This window comes from Rhodococcus chondri, assembly GCF_036327435.1.
In the GTDB taxonomy this organism is placed as follows: Bacteria; Actinomycetota; Actinomycetes; order Mycobacteriales; family Mycobacteriaceae; genus Rhodococcus; species Rhodococcus chondri.
In genome coordinates, this window is record NZ_JAUZMZ010000033.1 from 19,150 (window position 1) to 36,531 (window position 17,382).

18 protein-coding genes, 5 tRNA genes and 1 pseudogene are annotated in these 17,382 nt (G+C 66.9%); 14 read left to right on the top strand and 10 right to left on the bottom strand.

All coding sequences use genetic code 11. The features are described 5' to 3' along the window. Nucleotides 1-171 precede the first annotated feature (171 nt). Together Q8814_RS08370 and Q8814_RS08375 are read right to left on the bottom strand one after the other, a co-directional pair. The gene (locus Q8814_RS08370; RefSeq protein ID WP_330151557.1) at nt 172-780 is read right to left on the bottom strand and encodes a DUF937 domain-containing protein; all 609 of its coding nucleotides are present in this window, start codon (nt 778-780) and stop codon (nt 172-174) included. Nucleotides 781-883: 103 nt separating this feature from the next. Next, nucleotides 884-1,342: a hypothetical protein gene (locus tag Q8814_RS08375; RefSeq protein WP_330151558.1), complete on the bottom strand. Its 459-nt coding sequence runs from the start codon at nt 1,340-1,342 to the stop codon at nt 884-886. Nucleotides 1,343-1,613: 271 nt separating this feature from the next. Between Q8814_RS08375 and Q8814_RS08380 the strand changes: the two genes are divergently transcribed. Beyond that, on the top strand, nt 1,614-2,252 hold the full coding sequence (locus tag Q8814_RS08380; protein WP_330151559.1) for a hypothetical protein: 639 nt from the start codon (nt 1,614-1,616) through the stop codon (nt 2,250-2,252). Between the two features lie 16 nt (nt 2,253-2,268). Here Q8814_RS08380 and Q8814_RS08385 read toward each other — a convergent pair. Next, nucleotides 2,269-2,344: transfer RNA gene (locus tag Q8814_RS08385), tRNA-Lys, on the bottom strand. Between the two features lie 239 nt (nt 2,345-2,583). Between Q8814_RS08385 and Q8814_RS08390 the strand changes: the two genes are divergently transcribed. From Q8814_RS08390 to Q8814_RS08425, 8 genes are all read left to right on the top strand, one after another. Then, the gene (locus Q8814_RS08390) at nt 2,584-3,261 is read left to right on the top strand and encodes a TetR/AcrR family transcriptional regulator (RefSeq protein ID WP_330151560.1); all 678 of its coding nucleotides are present in this window, start codon (nt 2,584-2,586) and stop codon (nt 3,259-3,261) included. 110 nt (nt 3,262-3,371) lie between these two features. Further along, a tRNA-Glu gene (locus tag Q8814_RS08395) sits at nt 3,372-3,444 on the top strand. A gap of 86 nt (nt 3,445-3,530) precedes the next feature. Next, a tRNA-Asp gene (locus tag Q8814_RS08400) sits at nt 3,531-3,604 on the top strand. A 37-nt stretch (nt 3,605-3,641) separates the two neighbouring features. After that, nucleotides 3,642-3,715, top strand: a tRNA-Phe gene (locus tag Q8814_RS08405). A 91-nt stretch (nt 3,716-3,806) separates the two neighbouring features. Beyond that, nucleotides 3,807-3,880 (top strand) — tRNA-Asp (locus Q8814_RS08410). Nucleotides 3,881-4,073: 193 nt separating this feature from the next. Next, nucleotides 4,074-5,306: a glycosyltransferase family 4 protein gene (locus tag Q8814_RS08415; protein WP_330151561.1), complete on the top strand. Its 1,233-nt coding sequence runs from the start codon at nt 4,074-4,076 to the stop codon at nt 5,304-5,306. Next, nucleotides 5,306-6,037, top strand: coding sequence for a class I SAM-dependent methyltransferase (locus tag Q8814_RS08420; protein WP_330151562.1), 732 nt, complete (start codon nt 5,306-5,308; stop codon nt 6,035-6,037). The genes Q8814_RS08415 and Q8814_RS08420 overlap by 1 nt, the downstream gene beginning before the upstream one ends. Nucleotides 6,038-6,050: 13 nt before the next feature. Further along, nucleotides 6,051-7,115: a glucosidase family protein gene (locus Q8814_RS08425; protein WP_330151574.1), complete on the top strand. Its 1,065-nt coding sequence runs from the start codon at nt 6,051-6,053 to the stop codon at nt 7,113-7,115. Here Q8814_RS08425 and Q8814_RS08430 read toward each other — a convergent pair. The 6 genes from Q8814_RS08430 to Q8814_RS08455 are packed head-to-tail and all read right to left on the bottom strand — an operon-like array spanning nt 7,112 to nt 12,483. Beyond that, nucleotides 7,112-7,777: a class I SAM-dependent methyltransferase gene (locus Q8814_RS08430; protein WP_330151563.1), complete on the bottom strand. Its 666-nt coding sequence runs from the start codon at nt 7,775-7,777 to the stop codon at nt 7,112-7,114. The genes Q8814_RS08425 and Q8814_RS08430 overlap by 4 nt on opposite strands. 60 nt (nt 7,778-7,837) lie before the next feature. Next, entirely contained in the window at nt 7,838-8,944 is a 1,107-nt protein-coding gene (locus tag Q8814_RS08435; RefSeq protein WP_330151564.1) for a TIGR03857 family LLM class F420-dependent oxidoreductase, read from the bottom strand. Then, the gene (locus tag Q8814_RS08440; RefSeq protein WP_330151565.1) at nt 8,941-9,309 is read right to left on the bottom strand and encodes a carboxymuconolactone decarboxylase family protein; all 369 of its coding nucleotides are present in this window, start codon (nt 9,307-9,309) and stop codon (nt 8,941-8,943) included. The genes Q8814_RS08435 and Q8814_RS08440 overlap by 4 nt, the downstream gene beginning before the upstream one ends. Then, complete coding sequence (locus tag Q8814_RS08445; RefSeq protein WP_330151566.1) at nt 9,306-10,229, bottom strand: NAD(P)-dependent oxidoreductase; 924 nt, start codon at nt 10,227-10,229, stop codon at nt 9,306-9,308. Before Q8814_RS08445 ends, Q8814_RS08440 begins: the two co-directional genes overlap by 4 nt. Continuing rightward, nucleotides 10,226-10,975: an SDR family oxidoreductase gene (locus Q8814_RS08450; RefSeq protein ID WP_330151567.1), complete on the bottom strand. Its 750-nt coding sequence runs from the start codon at nt 10,973-10,975 to the stop codon at nt 10,226-10,228. The genes Q8814_RS08445 and Q8814_RS08450 overlap by 4 nt, the downstream gene beginning before the upstream one ends. A 38-nt stretch (nt 10,976-11,013) precedes the next feature. Beyond that, nucleotides 11,014-12,483, bottom strand: coding sequence for an aldehyde dehydrogenase (locus tag Q8814_RS08455; RefSeq protein ID WP_330151568.1), 1,470 nt, complete (start codon nt 12,481-12,483; stop codon nt 11,014-11,016). A gap of 83 nt (nt 12,484-12,566) precedes the next feature. Here Q8814_RS08455 and Q8814_RS08460 point away from each other — a divergent pair, with 83 nt between their 5' ends. Then, nucleotides 12,567-13,493 carry an SDR family NAD(P)-dependent oxidoreductase gene (locus Q8814_RS08460; protein WP_330151569.1) on the top strand — a complete coding sequence of 309 codons (927 nt, stop codon included), beginning with the start codon at nt 12,567-12,569 and terminating at the stop codon, nt 13,491-13,493. Here the strand turns inward: Q8814_RS08460 and Q8814_RS08465 are convergent, their stop codons facing one another. Then, nucleotides 13,494-14,090, bottom strand: a complete 597-nt coding sequence (locus tag Q8814_RS08465) for a TetR/AcrR family transcriptional regulator (protein WP_330151570.1) — start codon at nt 14,088-14,090, stop codon at nt 13,494-13,496. It abuts the gene before it with no gap. 87 nt (nt 14,091-14,177) lie between these two features. Between Q8814_RS08465 and Q8814_RS08470 the strand changes: the two genes are divergently transcribed. The 4 genes and pseudogenes from Q8814_RS08470 to Q8814_RS08485 all read left to right on the top strand — a co-directional run. Beyond that, on the top strand, nt 14,178-15,392 hold the full coding sequence (locus Q8814_RS08470; RefSeq protein WP_330151571.1) for a cytochrome P450: 1,215 nt from the start codon (nt 14,178-14,180) through the stop codon (nt 15,390-15,392). Nucleotides 15,393-15,468: 76 nt separating this feature from the next. Next, nucleotides 15,469-16,029 carry a TetR/AcrR family transcriptional regulator gene (locus Q8814_RS08475; protein WP_330151575.1) on the top strand — a complete coding sequence of 187 codons (561 nt, stop codon included), beginning with the start codon at nt 15,469-15,471 and terminating at the stop codon, nt 16,027-16,029. Nucleotides 16,030-16,032: 3 nt separating this feature from the next. Beyond that, the gene (locus Q8814_RS08480) at nt 16,033-17,259 is read left to right on the top strand and encodes a cytochrome P450 (protein ID WP_330151572.1); all 1,227 of its coding nucleotides are present in this window, start codon (nt 16,033-16,035) and stop codon (nt 17,257-17,259) included. Next, nucleotides 17,252-17,382, top strand: a pseudogene (locus tag Q8814_RS08485) (SDR family oxidoreductase); the annotation flags it as partial. The gene Q8814_RS08480 and the pseudogene Q8814_RS08485, both read left to right, overlap by 8 nt.

Sequence of the window (17,382 nt, forward strand, 5' to 3'; positions counted from 1 at the left end):
TGCTCTTGATCGTGTGTGCTCCGGCAAGCCTACGGGTCCGTAGGGTGCCGACCTAGCATTCTGTCATTCGATACAGGTAGGTGCCGCCGACCGGAAAGCAAAGGTGTCGTCTCTCACAGCCGTTCGGCGACACGCTACCCGGAGACCGCTCCCCGGGAACTGCTGTCCGGGTCAGCGTCGTCCGCCGCCCAGGAGACCGCCGAGAAGGCCACCGAGGCCACCGCCGGAGTTGCCGCCCAGCACACTTCCGAGTACGTCGCCCAATCCGCCCCCGGCGTTACCCGAACCGTTGCCGGCGCCCTTCATCAGATCTCCGAGGAGGTCTCCGAGACCGCCTCCGGAGGCCGGCGCAGCGCTCGGTGAGGACGCCGCGTTGCCACCGGTGATCTGCTTCGCGAGGTAGGAGAGCACGATCGGGGCGAGGATCGGCAGGAGTTTCGCGATGAGGTCGTTGCCGCCGGTGCCATCGACCGAACCCAGAGTGCTGATCACCTGGTCCTTGTTGGCTCCGAACACGTTGGACACGATCTTGCCGCCGTCTGCGGTGTCCACGGCGTCGACATCGACGCCGCCGTCGAGCAGGTCCGAGTTCGAGTGGTTGTTCAATGCAGACATCAGAGATGCGGCACCGTCGGGGTTCTTCGCGTTCGCGTCGAGCCCTCCCACGAGGGTCGGCAGCGCCGCCCGGATCGCGGTTTGTGCGGTCTGTCGGTCGACGCCGAGTCGCGCTGCGACCTGGTCGACGGGGACTTGGGAGACGAGTTCGTCGAGGTTGGCCATGTGCACCTGTCCGATCGGGGGTGTCGCGTTCGTGCACACCCGGTGCCGCAGAGCGTAACCATCACGCCACCGGCCGAGTCGCAGCCGTCGGGCGCGCGTGCCGTCAGCCGAGTGCTGCCTGTCCCGACTGTCGGCGAAGACCGATGAGGCAGCACAACAGTGCTACGGCCACACCACTGAGCAGCAGCACGAATCCGTTCTGGTTGGTGAGTACCGTGCTGTGGTTGAGCTGCACATAGTCGCCCTGCGCCTGGAAGATCCGCACACCGAGCACCACGACGGCGGTGAGACCGACGAGCGTTCCGGCCCATCCGGTGACGATCGAATCGAACAGTGCGGCGAGCAGCAACAGCACGGAGGCCGCGGCGAGCGGAACAGCGAGCGATTCGTGGAGGGGCAGGCCGGCCACCGCGACCCCGCCGAGTTCACCGCCCGGGAATCCGTCGCGTAACCCCACGAGCGGGATCTCGGTGGGCCGGATGCCGCCGACCACGGGAAGTACCGTGCCGATACCCACCGCGACGGCGGCCAGGAACAGACCCAGGTCCACGAAGCTGCGCATGTTCCTCCCACCCTGTCGATGCACGCCGTTCGATGCCATCGTGTCGGTGTCGTCCGTCTCGGGGTTTCCTGTACCGGGTCTCCGGCACCGATTCCCCGTCCGCGACATCACCGTCCGCGACATCACCGTAACCAACATTTCATCCGCTTACCGGGTGAAGAACGGGCGAATGAATTCGCGTCGAGGCCATCGCGCGGTACGTACGCTGAAGATCAATTGCTGCGCTGGCAGTACACCGACGCTGTGCGATACGAGTGGAAAGGTTCCCGAAATGTCGGACGCCGAGATGCAACGGGAGACGACACGGACAGGAATGCCGCCGTTGGCGAAGCGCGCGATCGGTGCGGTGGTTGCGGTGCTCGTTGTCGTCATCGCATATTTCGTGCTCGCCGCATTCGTACCGCGATGGTGGGCACAGCGAATCGCCGGGCTGGCGGAAGGCGGAATCAGCCGCGGCATCCTCTGGGGCCTGGTGTTCGGAGTCTTGTGCACCGCGGTCCCGCTCGTGCTGCTGGCGTGGACCTGGCAGGTGCGCGGGTGGCGATTCCACCGCGGACTGCAGGTGCCTCTTTCGATAATTGCCCTGCTCGTAGCTGTTCCGAATCTGATGACGTTGAGCATCGTGCTCGGCAATGGAAACGCCGCGCACGCCGGCGAACGAATCCTGGACGTCGATGCGCCGGGCTTCCGAGGGGCATCCCTGGTCGGCGCGATAATCGGGGTGCTGGTATTCGTGCTCTTTCTGGTCGGCGTCGCCCGTTACCGCAAACGCGGCCGCGATCTACGCCGAGCGCGCGGCGAGCTCGAACGGCAGAGGATCGAGGACGAGCGGATCGAGGAGGAACGAATCGAGAGGGAACGGCTCGAACACCGAGGGCCCGGGGAAGGTTCCCCGGGTGCGCCGATCTGACGTCGATCCGGAAATGTGGTGCCCCCAGCAGGGCTCGAACCTGCGACCTGCGGATTAAAAGTCCGTAGCTCTACCAACTGAGCTATAGGGGCGTGGGCGCACAGTTTAACCACACTTTGTCGCCCGATGGTATCGGAGGTCTCCAACCGCTTGAAAGGCTCGGGGGCACACCCCCTGCTTCGCACCCGAGCCGCGCAAATCATACCACTCGGTGTGTTCTGGGAACAGTGCCAGGGCCGGCGCCCGGCCGGAATCTCTTCCGCGACGCGCTCGGACTAGAATTGCCTGCCAAGGGGGTCACGTGTTGGATTCCGGAAGGCGCACCTCCCATATGCCACGTCAACAGGAACGTGCCCGACGCACGCGAGCCGCGATCGTCGAGGCGGCAGCTGTCGAGTTCTCGAAACGCGGTTATTCGGCCGCGTCGATCAACGCGATCCTCGAGCACTCGAATGCCACCAAGGGTGCGATGTACTTCCACTTCACCTCCAAGGAAGAGCTCGCCAGGGCGGTGCTCGACGAAGGACTGGAGCGTTACCGCGCGATCGTGGACCGGTGGCAGGATGTGCCCGGACTCGACCCGTTCGAGCGTCTGCACGGATTGATCGGCGACCTCGCTCACTCGCTCCACAACGACGTCATCGTCGCGGCCGAGTTCAAACTCGTCTCCGAACCCGAGTTCGCTGCCGAATCGCGAGTGCGCGGAAGCACCGTGTGGGGCCGAGGCGGGTACCACCTCGCACAGGAGGCGCAGCAGCTCGGATTGTTCCGCCCCGGGGTCGACCTGCGCCGGTTCGTCGAGGCGGTCGCGTCGTCGCTGGCCGGTCAGCGCTATCTCGCCGACCTGACCTCGCCCGAAGAGGATGTGGGCCGCCGATTCGAGGCATGCCTCGAAGTGCCGCTCGAGGCGATGGCGTCGCAGGAGTGGCTGGAACGGTGGCGCGAGCGCGGCTGGCCGCCGCGGCCCGACTTCTCGGATACGCCGCAGCCCGTCAACGCTCCTGAATAGACGGTATGACCTGGCGATTTGTTATTCGCCGAGGCGGTGTCCTAAGCTATCCAAGCTCCCAACGGAACGCCAAAACCCGTTGAGGGTGCGTGCCGGAGAAATCCGGTCGGGCCCCCTTCGTCTAGCGGCCTAGGACGCCGCCCTTTCAAGGCGGTAGCGCGGGTTCGAATCCCGTAGGGGGTACGCTTCGAGTCGATCGAAGTGTGCAGTACCTTTGATCAGAGCAGCTTTTGATCAGAGCGGTTCTCGATCAGAACTGAATACAGCATGGCCCTGTGGCGCAGTTGGTTAGCGCGCCGCCCTGTCACGGCGGAGGTCGCGGGTTCGAGTCCCGTCAGGGTCGCAGATGTATCGATCGGCATTCGGTTCGGGTGCCGTCCGGCCAGGTAGCTCAGTTGGTACGAGCGTCCGCCTGAAAAGCGGAAGGTCGCCGGTTCGATCCCGGCCCTGGCCACCGAGGCTGTTCGTACAGCCATCACAATTCTATATTTGGACCCACCGCATGCGGTGGGTTCTGCTGTGGGAGTCCCCCGGGGTTCTTGCATGGCCCTGTAGCGCAGTTGGTTAGCGCGCCGCCCTGTCACGGCGGAGGTCGCGGGTTCGAGTCCCGTCAGGGTCGCTTTACGGCGAAGGCCCGGTATCGCATCGATACGGGGCCTTCGCCGTCTTGTGTCCGGGTGTTTTCCGGAAACGGGTGCGTCGCCGAGATGCGACACGTCGTGAGGCCGCTATCGTGACGGAAAGAAACGTGTTCTAGGGTGTGCTCTACGCAACCCGAATGGACAGCTGTCCGAACGATCCCGAGGTGAGATGTGCGCATAGCTCTGTTGTCGTACCGGAGCAAGCCGCACTGCGGGGGTCAGGGCGTGTACGTCCGCCACCTCAGCCGTGAACTCGCCGCCCAGGGCCACACCGTCGAGGTGTTTTCCGGTCAGCCGTACCCCGAGCTCGATCCCGGAGTGGCGCTGACGAAGGTCCCGAGTCTCGATCTCTACCGTGACGACGATCCCTTCCGGACCCCGCGCCCCGGCGAGTATCGCGACGCGATCGATGTGCTCGAGGTTGCCACGATGTGGACGGCCGGCTTCCCTGAGCCGCGCACGTTCAGCCTGCGGGCGGCGCGACTGCTGCGCGAGCGCCTCGCCGATTTCGACGTCGTGCACGACAACCAGAGTCTCGGGTCCGGGCTGAGTCCGATCGCCCCGAACCACCCCCAGGGGGTCACGATCCATCATCCGATCACCCGCGACCGCGAACTCGACCTCGCCTCGGCGCCGAACCTGCGGCGCAGGCTCACGCTGCGCCGTTGGTACGGCTTCCTGGGCATGCAGAAGCGGGTCGCCCGTCGCATTCCGGTCCTGCTCACCGTCTCGGAGAACTCCGCACAGGACATTCGGACCGCCTTCGGGATCGAACAGGATCGTCTCCACACGATTCCGCTCGGTGTCGACACCGAGCTGTTCGCTCCGTCCACGACCCCGCGCGTTCCGGGGCGCATCGTGTGTGTTGCGAGCGCCGACGCACCGCTCAAGGGCGTGCCGACTCTGCTCGAGGCAGTCGCGAAGCTCCGCACCGAGCGGGAGGTCGAGCTTGTCCTCGTCTCGAAACTCGCGCCGGGAGGAATCACGGAGCGGTTGATCGACGAACTCGCCATCGGCGACGTCGTGCGGACCGTGTCGGGCATCGACGACACCGAACTGGCCGGATTGCTCGCGTCCGCCGAGATCGCGTCCGTGCCCTCGCTGTACGAGGGCTTCTCGCTGCCGGCCGTCGAAGCGATGGCGTGCGGTACACCGCTCGTCGCGAGTCGCGCCGGCGCGATTCCCGAAGTGGTGGGGGACGCCGGTGTGCTGGTGCCCGCCGGCGACGCCGAGCAGCTCGCCGCCGCGTTGGGTGAGCTCTTCGACGACCCCGGCCGGCGCGCGCGGTTGGGTGAGTCGGCACGTCGACGCGTACTGGACAACTTCAGCTGGGCAGCGGTGGCCGTGCAGACCGCCTGCATCTACGAGAAGGCGATCGCCGCGCACGCAGGAAGGACGAACTGATGCTCACTGTCGACTTCGACCGTCTCGGGGTCGAGCCCGGCGCTCGCGCGATCGACATCGGTGCCGGCGCAGGCCGACACTCCTTCGAGCTCTACCGGCGCGGCGCCGACGTGATCGCGTTCGATCAGAGTGCGGACGACATGAAGGCGGTCGCCGACATGTTCGTTGCGATGGAACTCGAGGGGCAGGTGCCCGAGGGGGCGCTGGCCCGCGCCGAGGTGGGCGACGCGCTGGCGCTGCCGTACCCGGACGCCGCGTTCGACGTCGTGCTGATTTCCGAAGTGCTCGAGCATGTTCCGCAGGACGATCGGGCGATTGCCGAAGTGGTGCGGGTGCTCAAGCCCGGCGGTGTCGCGGCGGTGACGGTGCCTCGCTGGTTCCCCGAGAAGGTCTGCTGGGCGCTGTCGGACGCCTACCACGAGGTCGAGGGCGGACATGTCCGGATCTACAAGGCCGACGAACTGGCGGCGAAGCTCACGGCCGCGGGCCTCGAGGTGCGTGGTCGCGATTACGCGCACGCGTTGCACGCGCCGTACTGGTGGCTCAAATGTGCGGTGGGAGTCGACAACGACGAAAATCCTTTGGTGAAGGCATATCACCGGCTGCTGGTATGGGATCTGATGAAGGGGCCGTGGCAGACGCGCACCGCAGAGAAGCTCCTAGATCCGGTGCTCGGCAAGAGCGTCGTGTTCTACCTTCGGAAACCGGGTGCTTCCGGTGCGGCGCAGTGACAACCGCAGCTCGATGATCCCCTCGGTTCCGGGGATCCTCTCCGAGGAGCAGTGTTTCCGGACCGGCGTCGCGATCGGCCGCATGCAGCAGGCGTCGGGCGCCGTCCCGTGGTTCCCCGGTGGGCACACGGATCCGTGGGACCACATCGAATCGGCGATGGCACTGACGGCTACCGGATTACGTGAGGAAGCGGACGCTGCGTTCGAGTGGTCTCGCCGCACACAGCGGCCGGACGGATCGTGGCCGATACAGTTTCGCGGTGAGAACATCGAGAACGAGGACACCGACAGCAATTTCACGGCGTACATAGCGGTCGGTGTGTGGCACCACCACCTCGTCACCGGAGACCTGGCATTCGCCGTGCACATGTGGCCGACGGTGCGGGCGGCACTCGACCACGTGTTGTCGATGCAGTTGCCGGGTGGGCAGATCGGATGGGCGCGCGGCGTCGGCGGTGCGTTCGAGGAGGCGTTGCTGACGGGATGCGCGAGCATCCATCAGAGCCTGCGATGCGGTATCGAGCTCGCGAATCTCGTCGACGACCCGCAACCGGACTGGGAGGTGGCGCTGTACCGGCTCGGTCATGCGCTGCGCCGTCATCCGGAGGTGTTCACGCCGAAACCCGAATACTCGATGGACTGGTATTACCCGGTTCTCGGTGGTGCGCTCCGGGGTCCCGCCGCGCACCAGCGAATCCAGGACCGATGGTCGGACTTCGTGGTCGACGGTCTCGGGATCCGGTGCGTCGACCACAGGCCGTGGGTGACGGGAGCGGAGACGTGCGAGTTGGTGCTGGCGCTGGACGCACTCGGAAACACCTCTCGCGCACGTGAATTGTTCGCTGCGATGCAGCATCTGCGCGACCCGGACGGATCGTACTGGACGGGCCTGGTCTACGCCGACGGCAAGCGATGGCCGGTCGAGGTGAGCTCGTGGACGAGTGCCACCGTGGTGCTTGCCGCCGACGCGCTGTCGCGCACCACCGGAGGCAACGGGGTGTTTCGCGACGCGGCGGCACCCGCGCACAGACTGGGCGCCGCCGACCGCTGCACCGAACACTGCCCGGTGCTTGTCTAGCGCTCCCCGGGCACAGTGCCGACGACGCCCCCGGTTCGCTCGAGCACACGCAGCGACCCGGTCACCGACACTTCGGTGAATTCCCCGCTTTCCATTGCGCGGCAGTAGATTTCGTACGGGGGGCGACCGCCGTCCTTCGGGTCGGGGAACACGTCGTGGATCACGAGCGCACCGCCGACCTGCACCCACGGCGCCCAGCCCGCGTAGTCGGCCCGGGCCGCTTCGCTGCTGTGTCCGCCGTCGATGAACGCGAACGTGAGCGGGGTGCGCCAGAACGCCGCGACCTGGGGTGAACTGCCGACGATCGCCACGACGTGGGATTCGAGATCCGCGTCGGCGAGTGTGTGCCGCAGTCTGCCGACGGTGTCGAGCCGCCCGGTGTGTGGGTCGACGAGCGTGGAGTCGTGGTATTCCCAGCCGGGCTGGTGTTCTTCGGATCCGTGGTGGTGGTCGATGGTGACAACCGTGCCTCCGGTCGCCTTCGCCGCTTCACCGAGGTAGACGGTGGAGCGACCACAGTACGTACCGATTTCGACTCCGACCCCGTCGGCGAGGTAGCGTACGGCCGCGTCGTGCAGTGCGGTGCCTTCGTCGAGTGGCATGAAACCCGGTGTGGCTTCCGCCAGTTCGATCGCCTCGCGAGAGAGGGTGGAGCGGGTCATCGGTAATCTCCGTTCGCTTCGGGACTGCGGTCTTCGCTGCGTCACCCTACCGAGCGCACCTCATGCCGGAGTGTTCCAGCCGGGATTGGCCGGGAGGTGTGCGAATCGTCCCCTGTCGCGGATCGTCTGCCATGCCGGAAGCACGGGCGCGAGTTCGGCCGGGGTGGCGCCGTGCAGAATCACGCTGTCGGCACCGGCCTCGAACTGGTCGGCGATGCGGGTGGCGCACCGCTCGGCGCTGCCGGTGGCGGACGCCTCGAGCCACGCCGCGGGCAGCAGCGACCGGATGTGCTCGAGCACCTCGGCGGTCCCGGCGGCGTCGAACGCGCCGCGATGGTCGTGCACGACGGGATCGGCCCGGAATCGATCGAGAACCGAGCTGTCCCAGCCGTTCGCGCGCACGAGTACGTCGCCGTAGCCCTGCAGGTAGGTTGCGAGCCGGCCCACGAGTTTGCGGGTGCGCATCTCTTCGGGCACGGAGTTCTCGACGGTGGCCAGGACCGCCCAGATCCGAACGGACGCGGGATCGCGCCCGGCGGCGACGGCGGCGTCGCGCACGGTCTTCACGGCCCGCGTGAGCGTCGCATCCGAGAAGAAGGGATGCAGCACGACACCGTCGGCGATCCGCCCGGCGAGTTCGAGGGTTCGGTCGCCCAGGGCGACCATGAGGATCGGGATGCGGTCGGTGCCCTCGGCCGTGCGGCTCAGGTAAGGAAAGCTTCCGGCTGGGCCGTCGTGGGCGGTGACGGCGTCGCCGCGCCAGAGGGTGCGGTAGATCTCCACCGCGTCCTCGAGCCGCGCCGACGTGACCCGTGGCAGTCCCATGAGATCGAAGAGGACATCGAAACCGCGTCCGAGACCGAGTGCGTACCGGCCGTCGCTGAGCCGGTGCAGCGTGGTGGCCATCGTCGCGGTCACCCGCGGATGGCGGGTGTTCGGGTTGGTGGCCGCGGTGCCGATTCCGATCGACTCGCTCACCGCAGCGGCCGCACCGGCGAGCGCGGCCGCGTCCTTCGCGTCGAACCGTTCGGACAGGAATACCGCCCCGAGCCCGAGCCGCTCGGCGAGGCGCACCTCGTCGAGCAAATCGCGTGGATTCGGAGCATGGCCGGCGAGACCGTAGAACCCGAGTTCGGGGAACCCCCGCTCGGGACCGGGCCCGCTCACGAACGGGCTGCTGCGCGTCGTTTCTGCAGCACGCTGCCGATCGTCGAATCGAGCTTGGTGCCGAGCGGCCAGCCCACGTAGTGGCACAGGAACAGGGCGATCTCCTGCAGCTGTTCCTCGTCGAGTTCCTCGTTGTGCAGCGCGGCGCCGATCTGGATCTCGGCGACGTCGGTCAGGCCCTGCGCGGTGAGTGCCCCGAGCAGCAGCAGACGCCGGTCACGGATGCTCAGCCCCGGCCGAGACCAGATGTCGGCGAACAGGTGATCGGCGGTGACGGCGAAGTGCGCGCCCGGCCCGTCCTGCATGTCCCAGCCGTAGACCTTCGACATCATGTCCAGTCCGCGCTGTCGTTTGTCGTCGGTCATGCGTGCTCCTTCTGGCCGTGTGGTGAACGGCTGCGTGGTGAACGGCTGCGCGCGGTGTCGCCGCTACCCACCCCCAGGCCGGGTCCGAGATCGGTCAGTGCGCGTGTCGCGAGCGGCAGCGCGACACCGAGACGTTCGCCGAGGTCCAGCGCGAGCGTGAGGTCCTTCTCGCCCAGCGCGCGGACGTGCGAGAAGACCGGGAACCACCCGTCGTCCGGGTCGAGCGGAGAAGTGTTGTCGCGCCACATGATCGCCCCGGCCCCGCCTGTGATCGCGTCGGTATGGCGGACGACCTTGCCGAGTTCGGTGATGTCGAGTCCCGCTGCCTCGGCGAGACGCTGCGCTTCGGTGGCGGCGGTGAACGAGATGAAGTGCAGCAGATTCCGGGCCAGCTTCATGCGTGTTCCGGCGCCGACCGGCCCTGCGTGCACGATGAGTTCGGCCCAGGTGCCGAACGGCTCGAGAACCTTGGCGAACGCCTCGTCGGTTGCGCCCACCATGACCGCGAGGGTGCCGTTCTTCGCTCCGGGAGCGCCGCCGCTGATGGGCGCATCCACGAGTTCGACGCCGTGTTCGGCGCAGCGGGCGGCAAGATCGACGGCGGTGGTGTCGGCGATCGTCGAGTGGATCGCGATCACGGTCCCCGGTTGCGCGGTGGACAGCAGACCGTCGGGGCCCGCGACGACGTCCTCGACCTGGGCATCGTCGAGCACGGTCACCGAGACGAGGGTGCAGGTCTGTGCGAGTTCCGCCGGCGACGCCGCCCCCGATGCGCCCGCGTCGGTGAACGGGGCGACCGCTTCGGGTCGGGTATCGAAGACGGTCAGCCCTCCAGGCCGGTCCAGCAGTCTCTTTGCCATCGGTGCACCCATGTTGCCGAGCCCGATGTAACCGATACGGGTGCTTTCGGGTGCGCTCACGAACGGATCACCTGACCCCCGTCGACGTTGAAGATCTGTCCGGTGATCCAGCTCGCCTCGTCGGACAGCAGGAACAGGCACATGCCGACGAGGTCGTCCGGCGTGCCCATCCGCTCGAGCGGAAGATGCGCGACCATGTCGGCGACCATGTTCGCGGGGGTTGTCGTGCGGGTGGCTTCGGTGTCGATCGGACCGGGAGCAATCGCGTTGATGCGGATGTTCGAGCCACCGAGCTCGACGGCGAGCTGCTGCGTCAATCCGTTGACGCCCACCTTGGCGAGGCCGTAGAAACCCGAGTACACCCACGCGGCGGTGGACGACTGGTTGACGATCGACCCGCCGTTGCTCGTCATGTGCGGCCACACCGCACGGGTGACGTTGAGCGCGCCGTCGAGATTCACGCTCATGAATTTCTTGTAGTAGTCCCACGGCACGGTGAGCAGCAGGTCGAGTTTCATGCCGCCGTAGATCGCGGCGTTGTTGACCAGGTGGTCGATGCCGCCGTAGGTGTCGACGGTGGAGGCGGCCAGAGCCTGCGCCGACTCCGGATCGGAGACGTCGACGGAAGTGAATGTCGCGGAACCGCCGTCGGCGACGATCTGCTTGGCAACCTGTTCGCCGAGTTCGGCGTTGAGGTCGGCGACCACCACGTTTGCGCCCTCGGCCGCGAGCGCACGGGCGTACGCCTCACCGATACCCCGGGCGGCTCCGGTGACGATGGCGGTCCGGTCGGTGAATCTTCCCATTTGCGTGGTCCTTTCGGATTCGGTGCTCGGCCGGACGGTCAGTGCGCGGGTTCGGCGACGAGCTTGGTCTCCAGATACTCTTCGAAACCGGCGACGCCCATCTCGCGGCCGATGCCGGACTGCTTGTAGCCACCGAACGGGGCATCGGCCGCGTACCAGATACCGCCGTTGACGCCGAGCGTGCCGGTGCGCACCCCCGCGACGACGTGTGCGATGCGGTCGGGGTCGGTGCCGTACACGGCACCGGACAACCCGTACGGGGAGTCGTTGGCGATCCGGATCGCGTCGTCGTCACCATCGTGAGGAAGGATCACCAGCACGGGACCGAAGATCTCCTCCTGTGCGACACGGGCGGAATCGGGCACGCCGGAGATCAGCGTCGGCTCGACGAAGAAGCCGTGGTCGTGCTCGGCCGGCCGGCCGCCGCCGACCACGATCGTGCCGCCCTCCTCGGCAGCGAGGCGGATGTATCCCTCGACGCGTTCGCGCTGACGCGCGGAGATCAGCGGTCCACAGACGGTTCCGGGGTCGCGTGGGTCGCCGGGGCGCAGCCCGCGCATCGTCTCGGCGGTGATCTCGACGGCCTCGTCGTAGCGGGCGCGGGGGACAACCAGGCGAGTGGTGATCGCGCAGCCTTGCCCGGCATGGGTGCAGACCATGAACCCTGCCATCGAACATGCTCCCCGAAGGTCGGCATCGTCGAGTACGAGGAAGGCCGACTTGCCGCCGAGTTCGAGAAACACCTTCTTGAGTGACTCGGATGCGGCGCGCATGACCGACCGGCCGGTCGCGGTGGAACCGGTGAACGAGATCAGGTCGACGCGGGGGTCCTCGGCCAGCTGGGCGCCGATACCGTGATCGCTGGAAGTGACGATGTTGAGCACGCCGGGTGGAATATCGGTCTCTTCGGCCGCGACCTTGCCCACCAGGGCGGCACACCACGGGGTGTCGGGAGCGGGTTTGAGCACCACGGTGTTGCCTGCGGCGAGTGCGGGACCGATCTTCGCGAAGTTGATCTGGTGCGGGAAGTTCCACGGGGTGATTGCGCCGACGACGCCCGTCGCCTCTTTGAGGAGGTAGCGGTGGGTCGGTATTCCCATCGGGGAGGCGTTGCCGAGATCTTCTTTCCACGCGTAGCTTTCGGCGAGATCGGCGAACCACAGCAGATCGTCGACGGGGCCCTCGAGGTGTGCTGCGGACGTCAGGAATCGTGGCGCACCGACTTCGGCGATGGTGATCTCGCGCAGTTCCTCGATATGACCGCGCAGCGCATCGCGCAGTTGCCGTAGGCATCGGGCGCGGAAGGCGTGATCGCGGGACCAGCCGGTTTCGTCGAACGCGCGGCGTGCCGCATCGATTGCGGCGTCCATGTCGGCCGAGGTGGCGTCGGCAGCGTAGCCGAGTAGTTCCTCCGTGCTGGGATCGAAGATCTCGAACGTGCCGCCGCTGCCGGGGACGAGCTTTCCGTCGATCAGAAGTGCCGAGCTGTCGGTCGGGCGAAGTGGCATCAGATGTTCCCTCTGTTCTGGACAGGTGTCTGGACTATAGTTCGGGCAGTTGTGTGATTGCAATGGTGCGAACGGGGGAGCTTATGGCCGAGGCGAATTCGGAAACTCCGGAGGGACGTGGCGCCCTGTCGGAACGTGCGGCGATCGTGACCGGATCCAGCCGGGGTATCGGGCGCGCGGTCGCGCAGGCCCTGGCCGCACACGGTGCGGGTGTCGTGGTCAACGGGCGCGAGGCCGCCGCGGTGGACGCGGTCGTCTCCGAGATCGCGGACGCGGGCGGGCGCGCGGTCGGTGTGGTGGGCTCGACCGCCGAAACCGGCGTGGCGGAACAGCTCCTCGACACGGCTCTGGCCACGTTCGGCTCGCTCGACGCTCTGATCAACTGCGCGGGCACGGCGGAACCACCCGGCTCGTCGATCCTGACGGTCACCGACGAGCAATGGCACGAGCTGATCGATGCGCACCTCACGGGAACATTTCGCACGTGCCGGGTGGTGGCTCCCCATTTCGTCGCGTCCGGGGGTGGCGCCATCGTCAACACCGGGTCGTTCGCGTTCCTCGGCGACTACGGCGGCAGCGGGTATCCGGCGGGGAAGGGGGCTGTCAACAGTCTGACGATGGCGATCGCCGCGGAACTACGTGAATACGGCGTGCGTGCCAACGTGGTGTGTCCGGGCGCCCGTACGCGGCTGTCGACCGGTGCTGATTACCTGCAGCACATCGAGAGCCTGCACGAGCGTGGGCTGCTCGACGACGTCACCTATCAGGGATCGCTGAATCCGGCTCCCCCACAGTATGTTGCGCAGTTCTACACGTATCTGGCGAGCGATCTCTCGACGGTGACCGGCGCCATCTTCGCGGCCTCCGGTTGCTTCGTGGGACGCTTCGACAAGCAGTCGCCGTCCTTGCTCGCGTGGCGCGACCACGACAGCGCGCCGCCGTGGACCTTGCCGGAATTGGCCGGGATCGTCGAGGGTGCCGTTTCGGGCGACGGGTCGGCTGCCGGGTAGTCAGCCGGTTCGAGCGCGGTCCACGGGAAGATCCGCCAGCACGCCGCGGACCACCGTTTCGTAGATGCGGTCGAGGTCGAGTTCGTTGCCGAGGAAGCCGCTGCCTTCGAGGATTGCGAATCCGTGCAGAGCCGAGAACATGCCGATCGTGGTCTCGAGTGTCTGTTCCTCCGGCACGCCGCACGAGGTGAGCATCGCGCTGAGCGCGACATTCGCGTCCAGTGCCGAGGCGACCAGCGCGTCGCGGTCGACAGGTGCGGTGGTCAGCGCCTGGTACCTCCGCGGATGCGTCGTAGCCCAGGCGCGGTGCGCGTCGAGCAGCGCACGCAATCCGTCGATGCCGCTGCGGCCCATGGCGACTTCGCGCAGGTGCCGACCGAGTTCCGTCATGGCGCGGACCTGGACAGCGGCACGCACGTCGTCGAGTCCGCGGACGTGGTTGTAGAGCGAGGCCGCCACGATCCCCAGCCGGGCCGACAGGGTGCTCATCGTGAGCTGTTCCCAGCCCAGTTCGTCCACCGTTCCGAGTGCTGCGTCGACCACCTTGTCCCGCGTGAGGGTGCGCCGCCGGATCGGCCGGGAGTTGTCGCGTGTCATGAAGTCATTCTAATTGGGTTCCATTCTTAACGAAGGTCTGTAGTTTGAAGACGAAGGCCATTCGTAAACGACCCATGGGGCGCGCTCATGACCACATCCCGCATCGATCTCCGGAACCCGGATCTCTATACCGAGGGAGTTCCCCACGACTACTTCGCCGAGCTGCGCCGGAGCTGTCCCGTCCACCGTCACCCCGAAGCCGGATACTGGGCGGTGACCAAGCACGCCGATGTCATCGCCGTCTCCCGCGACAGCGCGCAGTTCTCGTCGGCGCTGGGCACCACGCAGATCGACGACTTCGACGAGCAGACCCGCCTGAAACAGGCCGCGATGCTCATCAACCTCGATCCGCCGGACCACACCCGCCTGCGCAGGCTCGTCAGCCGTGGATTCACCCCGCGCATGGTCAAGAGTCTCGAGGCGCACATCCGCGACGTGTGCGACAGGATCGTCGACGACCTGGTCGCCGCCGGTCGCGGCGGCGTCGTCGATTTCGTGCCGACCGCGGCGGCGCCGCTACCGCTCGAGGTCATCGCCGCGCTGCTCGGCGCGCCCGCCGAGGACGTCGGCAGACTCTACGACTGGTCTAACCGGATGATCGGCTGGGACGACCCCGAATACGGCAGTTCCCAGGAGGACGGCGAACTCGCTGCGGCCGAGATCTTCCTGTATGCCAACGCAATAGCGGCGCAGCGTCGCGTCGAGCCGCGGGACGACATCGTCACCGGGCTCGTGCAGCCGGACGAGAACGGCGACACGCTCTCCGAGCTCGAATTCGACATGTTCTTCGTGCTGCTCGTCATCGCGGGCAACGAAACGACACGCAACGCCATCTCGGGCGGCATCCAGGCGTTCATCGACCATCCGGACCAGTGGCGCCGGCTGCAGGAACACCCCGAGCTCATGGAGAGCGCGGTCGAGGAGGTCCTGCGCTGGGTCAGCCCGGTGATGGGGTTCCGCCGCACCCCGACGTGCCCGGCCCGCATCGGCCGGCAGGCGGTCGAGCGGGGAGAGACGGTGATCGTCTACTACCCCAGCGCCAACCGCGACGAAGACGTCTTCGACGATCCGCACACCTTCGACATCGCTCGCGAGCACAACCCGCACGTCGCGTTCGGGGGTACCGGTGCGCACTTCTGTCTCGGTGCGCATCTGGCGCGGCTCGAGCTGAGGTTGATGTTCGAGACTCTCTCGACCCGGCTCGATCGCATCGAGTCCGCCGGCCACCCTCGGCGGCTGCGCTCGAATTTCATCAGCGGCATCAAGGAGATGCCGGTGCGGATCTACCCGCGGGAGGGGTGATTTCGTGCTCCGCACGAGGTCGCACCGTTGCCGGTCGGTGGCAACCGTAGTAATGTCCAGACACGTGTCCAGAAATGTGAATCTCGAATCGACCCGCCGCCGTCTGACGGAACGGCAGGCCGATACCGTGCAACGCCTCACGCAAGCGGCAGTCGAGATCTTGCGCGAAGAGGGATTCGCAGGTCTGACCGTCCGCATGGTTGCCTCGCGCGCCGGTGTCGCCCCGGCCACGGCCTACACCTACTTCTCGTCCAAGGAGCACCTCGTCGCCGAAGTGTTCTGGCGCCGCCTCGCCGCACAGCCCGATACGGAGGCGGTCGATACCGACCGCGCCGACCGTGTCGTCGCGGTGCTCCGCAATATCGCATTGCTCATGGCCGACGAACCGGAATTGGCCGCGGCGGTCACCAGCGCGCTCCTCGGGCAGGACCCCGACGTCGAGCACCTGCGTTCCCGGATCGGACTCGACATCCGGGAGCGGTTGTCCACCGCGCTCGGCGCCGACGCCGACCCGGACGAACTCGAGGCGCTCGAACTGCTCTACGCCGGCGCCCTCGTGCGGGCCGGAATGGGATACGGAACATACGCAAAGCTCGCCGACAGGCTGGAAACGTCTGCCCGACTGTTATTGGAGTGATCCATGATTCAGGCCTCCCCGGAGTCCGCATCGCTCGATCCCCCGACTTTCAATCCCTACGACTACTCGTTTCACGAGGACCCGTACCCGACCTACCGCCGACTGCGTGAGGAATCGCCGCTCTACTACAACCCCGATCTGGGGTTCTGGGCGCTGTCCCGCCACGCCGACGTGGTCGCCGGTTTCCGCGACAACACCCGGCTGTCGAGTGCCAACGGCGTGTCGCTCGATCCGTCGGCGTACGGACCCAACGCCCACAAGGTGATGTCGTTCCTCGCCATGGACGACCCGCGGCACATGCGCATGCGTCAGCTCGTGTCGAAGGGATTCACGCCCCGGCGCGTCGCCGAACTGCAGGACAGGATCCTGGGGCTCACCCTCGAATACCTCGAACCCGCGCTCGAGCTAGGCGAATTCGACTGGATCTCGGAAGTCGCCGGCAAACTGCCGATGGACGTCATCTCCGAACTTATGGGTGTACCGAAGCCCGACCGTGCGGAGGTGCGCCGTCTCGCCGACCTGGTCGTGCACCGCGACGAGGGCGTGCTCGATGTTCCGGTGGCCGCGATGGAAGCGTCGCTGAACCTGGTGGGTTACTACGCGGACATGATCGCCGAGCGCCGCACACGCCCGACCGCCGACCTCACCTCGGCGCTGCTCGACGCCGAGATCGACGGCGACCGCCTCACCGACGACGAGATCATCGGGTTCATGTTCCTCATGGTGGTCGCGGGACACGAGACCACCACCAAACTTCTCGGCAACGCGCTGTACTGGGGAGCGCGGAACAAGGACGAAGTCGCGCGAGTGCTCTCACAGCCGGACCGGGCATCGGACTGGACCGAGGAAACCCTCCGATACGACACGTCGAGTCAGATCGTCGCCCGCACCGCCGCCGAAGACATCGACCTCCACGGCGCCACCATCCGTTCCGGCGACAAGGTGCTGCTGCTCATCGGTTCCGCCAACCGGGATTCCACCGTCTTCGGCGACGCCGACGAGTTCCGCATCGGCCGCAACAGCGCCGCCAAGATCGCGAGTTTCGGTGGCGGAGTCCACTTCTGCCTCGGTGCGCACCTCGCCCGGCTCGAAGCGAATATCGCCCTCGAGGAGTTCGCCCGACGGGTCGCCGACTACGAGGTCGATTTCGGCGGCGCCGAACGGGTCCATTCGACCAATGTCCGCGGCTTCGCAGCCCTGCCACTGAAGGTGACCGAACACCATGCCTAGATTCGCGCCGCACCCCGCCCGCCGTCCGGCGATAGTCAGCGGGGCGTCGTCCGGTATCGGCACCGCGACGGCGTACGCACTCGCCGAGTTGGGCCACCCCGTCGCGCTCGGTGCCCGCCGCGT